At 54.1% G+C, this 12,519-nt stretch carries 3 protein-coding genes; 1 reads left to right on the top strand and 2 read right to left on the bottom strand.

The window, feature by feature from the left end; all coding sequences use genetic code 11:
* Nucleotides 1-30 precede the first annotated feature (30 nt).
* Both ACR3ZL_RS25960 and ACR3ZL_RS25955 read right to left on the bottom strand, forming a co-directional pair.
* Nucleotides 31-969: a hypothetical protein gene (locus ACR3ZL_RS25960; protein WP_473650198.1), complete on the bottom strand. Its 939-nt coding sequence runs from the start codon at nt 967-969 to the stop codon at nt 31-33.
* A gap of 314 nt (nt 970-1,283) precedes the next feature.
* A complete protein-coding gene (locus ACR3ZL_RS25955) occupies nt 1,284-3,080 on the bottom strand; it encodes a B12-binding domain-containing radical SAM protein (protein ID WP_473650199.1) in 1,797 nt (598 codons plus the stop codon).
* Nucleotides 3,081-3,397: 317 nt separating this feature from the next.
* On the opposite strand from ACR3ZL_RS25955, the gene ACR3ZL_RS25950 reads away from it, so the two are divergent.
* Nucleotides 3,398-12,517, top strand: coding sequence for an SDR family NAD(P)-dependent oxidoreductase (locus ACR3ZL_RS25950; RefSeq protein WP_486173075.1), 9,120 nt, complete (start codon nt 3,398-3,400; stop codon nt 12,515-12,517).
* The last annotated feature ends 2 nt before the right edge of the window (nt 12,518-12,519 follow it).

The raw sequence follows: 12,519 nt of genomic DNA, 5'->3' as shown, positions 1-12,519 counted from the left end.
ATGGTTTGAACTATGAGGAAACACGCCAGCTTAACGGGCGGGATACACGGCAGTTGGAGTTTCCAACATTTCAAATGTTGTTTGAGGTGCCTCAATAATGGCGACGGGTGCGACGTGATCGGTATTGCCTTTAGACAAAACGTCATTCTCAACAGTCGTTTGATTGACTGGAGCCACCAGTCGGACGAATCCAACCGATTGGGCATCAATCGACTTTTTCAATTTGTTTGACGGCGTGGTCGCCAAGCTGTCTGACGAGATTTGGCTTAGCCATGACGAGACATCTGTTGTCTCGGTGGGGACTGTGTAGCGGACGCTCGAATCTGGCTCAGGAGCTGGGATTTCGAGAGGCTCTGTATCGTCAGCCTCCTCAAAGTGGTTCGCTTCTTCAGGGCCCTGTTCACGATTCGAGCTCGACTGAATATCGTGTTCCTCAGGATGCACCACGATTTCGCTTTGCGTCATGCCAGCAGAATACATGTCTGAAGTTGGCATTGCTTCAATCATCTCAGACGACGCACTCATGCCGACGAAAGAGACACCACAAGGTCCACTGCCACAAGGCTTATCGCATCGTGGAAACGGACATTCGCATGTTTCGTAGATTCGCAGATAGTGAGTGTCAGGGAACTGCGAAGCACGTGAAGCACCGTCTTGCCAACCGCTGTAGTAAGCGTGTCGTTTTTTGTCGCAGTGCTTTAGAATCTGTTCGGGTTTATAGTAGCGTGCCGGTGCAACGGCTGGAGGACAACTGTCCCCACCGGTTGCTACCTCGTAGAAACCGTCTAGCCAACCGCACTTATAGTCGTGAGGGTAGCTAGAGCATTCAGGGTTTCCACATTTGATGTATTCCTTGAATGCACGTATCGTCTGCGTTTTTTCGTAGCAGCAATCATTAATAGACGCACAGCCTCCAAGCGTCATCAACGCTAGCAGGCCGATCGCCGCGGGATAGGATTTATTCATCATGTCCTTGACTCATCTGAGACTGTTTACAGAGGGGGGACTTGTGTCCACACTCTGTTTTCGACTTGTCAAGGAATCATCCCACTGATTTTCGCTAGATTTCTCCTAGTGGGGCATATGACTGGCGTTGAAATACGATCGACTCATCGATTGCTTACAATCCGACAATTCGCAACAACCGTTACAACTTCACATGTTAGAGCTCGGCGATCGGTTCTAGAGCTTGTTAACTGGCGAGAATTTAGAAACGGTTGCGGAGCGGCATCAAATTCACACGCAAAACATTCGAGTGTATTCGCGTTTCGTAAGACTTGTGTTCAGCTGGCGTGAGTGACGGTGGAGTCACAAGATGTTGGTTTGACCACAGGCAACGCTGGATTTCCGTCCTCGTGTGGCGGGATATCGGCAACGCTTCGTGGGTAGGTCGCCACGTTCTCAGCGAAGTGAATTGACACTCGTAACGCCTCCAGCATCTTCTGTGTCTGAGCGTCAAAGTGAAGGAAACTGCCCGTTATCGTATGGGCGTATTCAAACTTTGTCGGTCCCATCATCGCTGCTTTAGCGAAATTTCGAATATACAGCCACCGCGTTCGTTTGTCGGCCAGCATTCTCCACGCGATCGTCCGGAACCCTTTGAACATGCGTTTAAATTCCCACCAATTGGGAACATGCTTGTTTTGAATTTTCAGACGTTGAGCTGTGTCGATGACGCGGTCCATGAACGCTCGCGGCGAGTACACGGCTTCAATTATATTGTGCAGTTCGCGGTAAATTTCTACCCGGTCACGTGTGGTCACGAAATTCAAACCACTGATTGTCTGGTCTTTGGATTCCACGCTTCGAAGTTCGTAAGTGGCGTTCGGGTCATCAATCCATTGATGCTCCGAATCAATCAAACGGCGTTCTCTGGTGAGTCGACGGGTTAATTGGGTGTTCGGTAGCGCTGACAGCAATCCAATCATCGAAAGGGAAATTCCGCTTTCTTGAATGAAATGGATCATGGGTTTATCTGTTCCAGGCTTGTCTGTATCAAACCCGATGATCAAGCCAGCGGCGACTGAGATTCCGTAGTCATAGATCGTTCGGACACGTTCGATGATCGGATGAACGGTGTTGATGCGTTTCTGAGTATGAATCAGTGTCTCTTCGTCCGGTGATTCAATTCCTAAGAAGACATAACGAAACTGGACATCCCTCATTAATTCGAGCAGTTCTTTGTCATCGGCAAGGTTGACACTCGCCTCCGTTGAAAACACGAATGGATAGTTGTGCTCTTCGTTCCAAGCTTTCAACGCAACCAACAGCGGTTTGATGAGTTTACGATTACCGATGAAGTTATCGTCGGTAAAGTCAACCCATCCCCGATACCCAAGGTCGTAGAGTCTTTGGAGTTCGGCGAGGAATTGGTCGGGGGTCTTAACACGTGGACGCCGGCCGAACAATTCGATGATATCGCAAAACTCGCAGTTGTAGGGACAACCGCGAGATGACTGCACTCCCACGTGCAGATAATCGTTAAAATCGACAAGGTCGAAACGAGGCACAGGGGCAGTCGTCACATCCGGCTTGATCTTGCTCTCGAAAACGCCCCGAGGGTTACCTTTTCGCCAAGAGTCCAACCACATTGGGATGGTCGCTTCGCCTTCACCCATCACAATCGCATCTGCCTCTTCATAGATCTGAGGTTGGCTAGTGGGATCAGGTCCGCCAACGACAACGAACTTGCCTTCTGCTTTCGCCCGTCGCACCAGTTCCAGAATTCCCGGTTGCTGGGGAAGCATCCCGCCGGTACAGATCAAATCGGCACGTTGCCAAGTCTCTTCGTGTAGGGGGGCCACATTGAGATCAACAATTTCAACTTCCCATTCCTGCGGCAGCATCGCGGCAACCGTCATCAGCCCCAGCGGAGGCGCGGTGGCCTTAGCTCCAATGGCGCGGGCACTTTCAACGAAGTTCCAATAGTTGGTTTGCTCGAACTGCGGTTGAATCATCAGGCACCGCATTGGACGCTCCGGTCCTGGCAATTGGCATGCGTGTCCTGATGAAGAATCGGCAGCCTCAGGGGCTTGGTTGCCGGTTTCGGCCTGATCCAAATGAGATGGTGACGTCGGCATGATCCCCGTTCCAATCGCGTTTTTGAATGGGCGAATCTTTGTATTCGTTAGAATCCCCTCAAGCAGGTTAGTCGGTCAAGTCGCCAAAGCAAAGTTAAACAGGGATACGGAACATTTGCTTTTGTAACTTAAACTGCAATTAGTATGATCGGAGTTCGGGCAAAGAATTATGTTTCGGATCACAAGTTGACCGTGATTTGTTCTCGAATCTTCCCCACTGCTACTCTTCCTATTCAATCAAACTTAGCGACAATGCGTATCAATAAGCTTTTCTACTGCTTTACGGTTCGCCACATGAGTGGAAGTGAGGGGCGATCGTGAGCGACCTAAAAGCCAGTACGGGAACGTTGACACCCCGTAGTGTTTTACTTTTGTCAGGGGCCACCGGTATGGTGGGCTCCTATGTCATGGCCGATTTCTTACGGCAAGGACGCATGCTCGCAGTCCTCGCTCGTGGCAAGGGAAAACAGTCTGCATCCCAACGTGTCGAACAGATTTTGCAGCGATTCGAAAAGTCCTGGAACCTTGTTCTCGATCGGCCGCGGGTGGTCGACGCTGACTTGAATCAACCGAATCTGGGTATTTCCAACGATGATACTCAATGGATTGCTCAAAACTGCGGCGAAGTTCTTCACAGTGCGGCGAGCCTAAGCTTCGCCCCGGCGAGCGAGTCCGTCGAAAACGAACCCTACCGCACGAATGTGGATGGTACGCGGCGCGTGCTTGAGTTCTGCGGTAAAACGGGCATTCGCCAGTTCCATCACGTGTCAACCGCTTACGTGTGCGGAACTCGCGCCGGAACAGTTTCCGAATCGGAATCCGAAATTGGCCAGGAGTTTGCCAACGATTACGAACGCAGTAAAACCATCGCGGAAACGATGCTGCACCAGGCACGTGATTCCGGCACACTTGATTGCCTTACCATCTACCGCCCGTCGATCGTGATCGACCGCACGGGGCTGTCGCCCATTTCGGGTGACCGCACGATTTATGGTGCCTTTACGATGTACCAGATGCTGGCATCACGATTCGGGTTACCTGACCGTGGGCAATGGTTTAGCAACTTGGGATTCATGGGTAGCGAACGCAAGAACATTGTTGATGTGGACTGGATTGCCCGCGCCATCAATGTGATCGTTTCGACGAGAAAGTATCACGACACCACCTACCACCTGACCACTCAAAAGGGAACTTCCGTAGCCAGCCTGGATGCGGCTTTTCGGATAGCCACCGAGGATTGGCTGAACCGCCCTTCCCGAGTCCAACGCACCAAGCGGCCCGCAGCGAGTCAATCACTGAAGGCGGGCGACTTAAGTGCGTCACAAAAGGCAGAGCTTGACCGCATGGCGGCTCCCTTTGTGCAAACATTTCTGCCTTACTTTCGAGACGATCCCACATTTGGTCGTGACCATATCGACCGCGTTGTCGCCGAAACCGATCTGCCCGCCACGCCTGAGATCGACACTGACGAACTACTCGAAATGGTTCGGCACTGGTCGGCGTTTGTGCCCAACCTGCAACCCACGCCGCAGACGCAACCCAATCCAAGTGCTCGGCCTGCATCGTCCAATCGACCTGCGGTAACGACTCCTGTTATCAAAGAGACCTCATCTCAAGGCCTATCCGCAGATCCAACGACGGAAGAATCTGGCTATGAGTCGGAAGCTTCCGACGGTGCGGACGAGATTGTTATTTGTGGCTATGAAGTCCGGTTACCGGGCGGGGTCGAAAACGCCAGCGATTTCGAAAAGATGCTGTGGGAAGGACGTTCCGGGATTGAACCCATGCCGGCTGATCGCCTGGATCGATCACTTTATTTTGACTCGGCACGAGGCGTCCCTGGAAAAACCTACACTCAGCTCGGGGGCTGTGTCACACCAACGCCGCTGGATTCAAATCGCGAACAACGAATTCGCGAGATTGGCGACTTTGATCTCACACATCGTCAATTTGCGCAGGTCGCGATGGGCGCCGTCCACACTACCTTTGGTGTTGACAGTATCGATGAAATTCCGGAGATCGATCCGCTTCGCGCTGGCGTTTTGGTAGGCCACAGTGGTGGCACTCAATTAGGCGGTCCGTTGGCAATGAGCACGCTTGCCGAAGCTGCGGCTGAAATGATCGAGAACACCGATCTAGCAGATTCTCTTGATCAAGCCGATTTAGAAAACTGTAAGTCCGAGTTGGTGGAATCCATCCAACGCGATCGTCCCCGTTGGAACGATGATGGGTCTCCCGATTTCAATGCCTACAGTGTGGCGTCTTTAACTGGTTCGCTGATCGGTTTTCGTGGTCGACGCGAGGTGATTGACGCAGCCTGTTCTTCGTCTCTGCTGGCGCTTCATCACGCCGTGTCAGCGATCAGTGCGGACCGCATGGATCTCGCCGTGGTTGGCGGAGCCACCTTCAATAATGTTGATAACTTGGCCCTGTTCTCTCAGTCGGGCGCTTGCAGCGATGAGGGAAGTTATCCGTTTGACCGTCGGGCCAATGGTCTGATCAGCAGTGAAGGTTACGTGGCTTTAGTACTTGTCCGTCGCAGCTTGGCTGAAAAGCTGGGACTGCCCATTCATGGCGAAATCGTCGGCGTCGGTGTGGCGTCCGATGGAAAAGGAAAAGGACTTTGGGCACCTCGCAGTGAGGGCCAACAACTCGCTGTCCGCCGCGCCGGTTCGCCTGATCCACGTCAGCCACTGGATCTCGACTATCTGGAATGCCACGCAACCAGTACCCAGGTTGGTGACGCTACTGAACTTGAAAGCCTAACCGCCCTCCTGCGGCCCGCTGGCGAAACAGCCAATCCGCCAGCAAAGCCCGCTCAGCGACTGCTGATTGGCAGCGTGAAAAGCAACCTGGGTCACCTGCTTGAAGCGGCTGGGTTGGTCGGCATGGTCAAGTGCCTGATCGCAATGCGGCAAGGTCAAGTTCCACCATCGATCAATTTTGAACACCCGAACGATTCGTACCAGTGGACCGATGCGCCGGTTGAAGTGGTGGATTCAGTTCGTCCGTGGCCGCAACGAAATCAATCGTCCGATCGAGTAGCCGGCATCAATGCTTTCGGTATTGGCGGATTGAATGCTCACGCAGTCATCCGACGCTCACAAAACTCTTCCACCGGTTCGGCCCTACAAATTCGCGCAAAGACGGCTAGCTCACCTGACGAACCGATCGCCATCGTGGGGCGTGGCCTTGTCGTGCCGGGCGCCGCCGACATGAGTTCGTTCGCTAAATTGCTGGAGCAAGGAACTTCACGCATCACCGACCCGCCGTCGGGGCGTTGGCCAGCATCGAAGTCGGGTTCCGGTTGGATCGGGGTGAGCGGCGAAAATGGTTCGCTCCCGCACTGTCGCGGAGCTTACATCGACGATTTTGAGTTCGAAGCCCAAAGCTATCGCATTCCTCCTAAAACGGTCCGATATGCGAATCCGGCTCAGCTGATGCTGATCAAAGCGACGACACAGGCCCTCTTAGAAGCGGGTGTCGTCCCCAATGCGCAATCCATCCAAGAACTTAATCGTGGCGACTGGACAATCGATCGCAGTCGATTGGGCGTTGTCGTTGGAACCATTTTTGGTGGTGAATTCAGCAACGCACTGCAGATTGGTTTGCGGGTTCCTGATATTCAACAATATGTTCGAAAACTGGCTCGCCAGCGAGGACTCAGTGCCAGTTCGGTTGAACGAATCGCGAACCAATTGCGTGACGCGTTGATGGATCGTTATCCCGCTTTGTTAGACGAAACGGGTGGTTTCACAGCCAGTACGCTGGCATCACGGATCGCTCGGACGTTCGATTTGATGGGCGGAGCCTGTGCGGTTGACGCCGATGAGGCTTCCGGCGGACTCGCAATTTTGACCTCATTGGAACAGCTCCGCCATCAGCATGTCGACGCCGTTTTGTGTGGCATGTCACACCGATCTATGGACCGGGTTGCCTTCGAGCAATTGCATCGCAGAAACCAGCTGGTCCGGTCCGGGCGGCCCGAAGATACTCCAAATGATGGATCTCGGATCTTCCCAGGCGAGGGAGTAGCAATCATGATGCTGCAACGGCTTTCCGATGCGGTTGCCCAAGGAAAGAGGGTTTGGGGAATCATTGACCAAGCCCACGAGACCTGGACCGACGATGTCTCGCAGTCGAGGCGAGTCGCTTCGCAAGCTTCTCAAGGGCGCGAATGGATGTCCTCGCACCGTTTGGTCTCGCAAGTTGGACATTTCGGTGGCGGCCAAGGAATTCTTCAAGCGATTACCGCAACCGTTGCTTTTGACATGGACAAATCAACAACCGGCTCGCAGGAAATTTGTGAGACGGCGCGAGATGGTTACCAAATTCGCTATCAAGTTGCACAACCGACCACGCCTGACCAAATGAATCGATCGTCGACTCTCGCTGCGAAACGCCCCTCCGAATCGAAATCAGATTTGAATTCAGACAATCTACCGTTAGACGCCCCGACGGAACGGTCGAGGATTGATACCGCTGCGCAACTGATTCAAGTCCGTTTAGAAGCCGGTAGTTTTCAGCAAATCGAACAGGACCTACAACGACTCGCCGCACAACCCGGTCAGTCTGTCGAATCTCAAGTCACCTCGTTTGCTTCCAGCGACTCGTCTGCGCCTTTGATCCAAGCCGCGATCGTAGGTCGACATGCGACCGAGATTTCACGTGCTGCCCAAGCGTTGCTCGCCGGCCCGATCCTAAAACGACACACCTCGGCCCTCGCCAAAGACTGTGCCTGGCTGCGTGTGATCGATTCGTCCCACGATCAGGCCCGCCCTGTCAATCGAGTCGCGTGGTTGTTCCCCGGACAAGGTTCGCAATACGCGGCGATTCCCTCGTTGTTACGAAACGACACCAACCACGAAACGTTCGCAACCTCGCAAGCGTTTCTAAGCGATGTCGACGTGCGACTGCAGCAACGCGGAATCGAAAAGGTCAGCCATCGCCTGGACGATCCACAGGGCCTACTGGGCCACGACGTCTGGTGGACCCAGCTTTGGGTATTGGCCGTCGGTGCGGCGATGACAGATTCACTGAAACAACGCGGCCATCGCCCTGATGTCGTATTGGGACATAGTTTTGGCGAATGCACTGCCGCCTGGGCTGCCGGCGTGATGAGCATTGATCAAGCAATCGAGTTCGCCAAGTGCCGCAGCGATGCTGTCATCATGACACGCCAAGTTGGCGGCGAATTGCTTTCCGTTCGCGGCGAGCCCTCCGCCGTCCAAGCTGTCATCGCTCGACATCAACTTGAAACGGTTATTTCGCACCACAACTCACCAACGAACACCGTGGTCGCCGGTCACCGCGACGAAATCGCCAAGGCCAGACAGCACCTCTCTGCCGCCGGTTTGGCATCCGTCGTGATCCGTGTGCCTGCTGCTTTCCACACGCCACAAATGCGTCCCGCTCAAGATCTGCTGCGTGCTCGCTTTGGCGGACAGCAACTGTCACCACCTCGCTGTGGGTTCCTTTCAGCGGTGTCAAATCGATACCTCGCCGAGCCGACTGATATTCTGGACAACCTTATCGAGCAATTGACACAACCGGTTTGTTTCAATGGCGCTCTGGAACGGATTGTTCAGCAAGGGTGTGGTCTTTTAATCGAAGTAGGCCCTGAAAATATCCTCACACGGCTAGCCCGTGCGACGGTCGATGGTCGAGCCATCTGCCTGAGCGCTGACGACCGAGCTCGCGACTACGTGTCACAACAAGCGTTGATCGATCTTGCTTGTGAAGCGTTCCAAGGTCCCCGAAGTACATCCCCGAACGCTGGCGTAACGCTCCACACTGGCGATGCAGCCTCAAGTTCTTTGCCAACAGCTGCCGCGGTCAATCACCACCCCGCCTCACGCAATGGCACCGCGTTGCCATCTCCGTTGCCGTCCGCTCCGGCACCACCCGCGACCAATCCGTTTGAAGTCGTTGACGTCACACGTCAACGCCGCCGGTCAACCGAAACAAATGAGCGAGTCGATACGTCTTTGTCGGTCACCGCGCGGCAAGCGACACCACAAGCTTCCCAACCCCAGATCCCTGATTCGCCCGCCCCTGTTTGGCCGACCAGCGAATCGCAAGTCGCCCAGCCGCAAGCCAATGTCTCCTCCACGATCGACCTCAACGCGGCGAAGTCGTTTCTGTTCGACCTCGTTGTCGACCTCACCGGGTACGACCCCGAAATCATTGAGTTTGACGCAGACCTCGAAGCCGAGCTCGGCGTCGACAGCATCAAGAAAGCCCAACTCATCGGCGAGATGGTTCAGTGGGCTGACGCAACGATTGAAACTCAATCCATGCAACTCGCCCAGTTCGAAACACTCAACGACATCGTTGGAATTCTGGAGTCGGCAGGAGCCAGCAACACGCCCGCTTCCGCCGGGCCATCTCCGCTTGATACGGTTGCTTTGGACACGGTCATTAACAAGCAAGAAGTTGAATTCGACCTCCCGGATTCGTACTTTGAGAACAACGTTGCCGGCGATGGCAAATCAACGCCGATCGCAGCCGCCGATCAAGTCTCTGCCAGCGAGTCGTTGCATCGGCTGATCATTGACTTGGTGGTCGATCAAACCGGCTATGACGAATCCATCATCGACATGGAAGCCGACATGGAAGGTGAGCTTGGAATCGACAGTATCAAAAAGGCTCAGCTCCTCGGCGAACTCGAACAACAATATCAATTGCAATCGATCCGCGAGACAAACCTCACGCTAGCAGACTTTGCCACACTCGGTTCCATCCGCGATTTCGTTTGGGAACAAATCTCTGATTCCCCCGTTGCAGTCGCCGACAACGTTCACGCAGCAACGCGTTTCGACGAAGACATTTCTGAATCGCTGCAAAAAAAAAACGAAAGTGACTCCGAGGTAATCCCTCCTGTTCCTGGTTCAGGAACTCATCGTTTTGAAATGCGAACGCGTCCTGCTCCTCGGCTCGATGCCATGCCGACTTCGCCGAAGTTTCATGGCCCCGCCTTGGTGCTCGGTGACAATGCATTGAGTGCTGCCATCATTGCTCGCTGGAATCGCGATCCCGAATCGGCGAAATACGCGATTGAGTCGATTGAATCCTCGCTGACGGCGGAACAACTCGAACTCAAACTGGATGAAGTTTGGCGTCACGGCGTTTCGCCACACCTTTTCATTGCAACCACGCATGATGATGGCGGCGTGTGGTCGACGATGGATTCGGAAGCTTGGAAGTCACGTCGTCAGGCCGCACTGAGCAACCCGTTTCGCGTCTGCCAACGCTGGATGCAAGGGCTCATCGATGCGGACAAAATGCAGCAAGGCTCATTGGTCACCGTTGTTCGTGGCGGCGGCAAGCTTGGGTTTATTGATACCGACAAATTGAACGAGAGTGCAGCGACCAATGTTTCCGCCGAATCCGGTGGAGTGGCGGGGCTCACCAAAGCGATGCTGATCGAAGCCTGGATGCGAGGACATCGCGATACACCGATGTTGGTTGTCGACACGATCGACCACGCCACCCATGACGAGATCGTCGAAGGCATTTGGCGAGAGCTTGCAGTGCCTTCTTATGACGAAGAAGTCGTGGTTGCCGGGGCAAAACGGCTGGCCACCTGTGCCCGCTATCGGCCGCTTTCGTTAGCAGACAACGCGGCTGATTCACCTTCGCTCACGCGAGGTGGCAACTGGGTAATTGCTGGTGGTGGACGTGGAATCACGGCATTGACCGCAATGGAACTCGCCGCTCGGCACGGACTGAAGTTGCACCTACTGGGAACCGCACCCGTCCCGCAAATCGACGACCAAATTCGCCAGCGAGCCGCTGCGGACCGTGGCGACTTGCGACGCCGGGTCATGACCCAAATTCAATCCAAGGGCGGCAACCCAGTCACGGCTTGGCAAAAGATGGAAAAGGCCATTGAGATTGACCAAACACTGCAAGCTTGCCGTGAACGGTCGATCGAAGCAGCCTATCACAGCGTCGACGTTTCCGATGTCCAAGCCGTTCGCGAGTGTCTTCAAAAAATCCGTGAATCTCACGGTCCGATCCACGGAGTCATCCAAGGTGCCGGCGCGGGACAGGATGCCCGGTTTGATCGCAAACGGCCCGACAAAGTTGAAAAATGCTTCCGTGCCAAGATCGATGGTTGCGTCTCGCTTGCCGATGCAACCCGCAATGATCCGCTGGAATGGTTCATCGGCTTTGGTTCGATCAGCGGTCGTTTTGGCGCCAACGGCCATACCGACTATTCCGCTGCCAATGACATGCTTGCCAAATTGATTGGCAACCTTAAACGTCAGCGACCACAAACACGATGTGTCACCTTTCATTGGCACGCTTGGGGTGACATTGGCATGGCGACCAAACCGGAAGCCAAACTCGCCTTGGATATGATTGGAATGGAATTCATGCCCGCTGAAGAAGGGCTGCAGCATTTTCTCGACGAGGTGGAATACGGTGGTGATCTAACGGAAGTTTTGATTACGGACCGACGTTACGTGCGCAAGTTTTTTCCAAGCGGTGAAGCAGTGGGAGCGGGCAACGTGGATGAGCCACTTCCTATGCTCGATCCGGAAGGAAAGCGAGGTGAAACTAATTTGTCGCGGAATGCGTCTGCCAGTATTCAAAATCAATCTTATGTAGTGACCCTGAACCCGACGACAGATCGATTCCTGGCTGAGCATTTGGTGATGGGACGTCCCACGATGCCGTTCGTCATGGCGATTGAAATGCTTGCTGAGGCGGCTATTGCTGGGCAATCAGAATCTGCCGCAGGGAATCGTCGCCTGGTCGCGTGTCATCATGTTCAGGCCCATCAGCCTTTAAAGTGCCTGACGTCCGATTCATTTGCGGTTGAGTTGGTCTCGCTTGAGCCTGCTTCCGAACGATGGTCGTTAGTGAGTGATCTTCGGCGTCGTGATGGCCGCTTGGTACAGGCCGCCCGCCCGCACTTCAGTGCATCGTTTCAATTCGGCGACTCAGTAGCTCCTGTTGCTTGTCAGTCCGATGAACTCGCAACGAGTACCCAAGTTGACTTTCAGCCCATCGAGTACTTACCTGTGGAGGCACCGGTTTATCACGGTTCTCATCTTCAGTGTTTACGGGAAATTGGCTTTGATGATGAGCAATCCATCGCGATTGGATTAATCGTTGCCCCAAGCCCCGCTCATCTGGCGAGCGAAGAGCGACCGCTGCGAGGTTGGGTGATTTCGCCTGCATCAATGGATGCGGTGCTATACGCGGCGGGGATGCTGGCTTATCGCAAAAGTGGTCGTCCTAGCCTGCCGGTTTCGTTTGAACGAATTGAAATGGGGCGTTTGCCTCAACCGGGAGAGCCTCTTCGTGTGATCGTGCGAGTTCAGGAAGAGACGGCAGATGGGCTGATGTTGACAGCTCTTTTAGCCGGCCAAAACAATGATTGTCTGCTTAGGATTTCTGGCTACAAGATCGGTTGGTTAGGGTAACG

It is taken from the genome of Rhodopirellula sp. J20-39 (assembly GCF_057365095.1).
This window is presented reverse-complemented; position numbering and strand designations above follow the sequence as displayed.

Excerpts from the sequence above, each read along its gene's own strand:
- ACR3ZL_RS25960 (WP_473650198.1), bottom strand. The coding sequence starts at position 969 with ATGATGAATAAATCCTATCCCGCGGCGATCGGCCTGCTAGCGTTGATG.
- ACR3ZL_RS25955 (WP_473650199.1), bottom strand. The coding sequence starts at position 3,080 with ATGCCGACGTCACCATCTCATTTGGATCAGGCCGAAACCGGCAACCAA.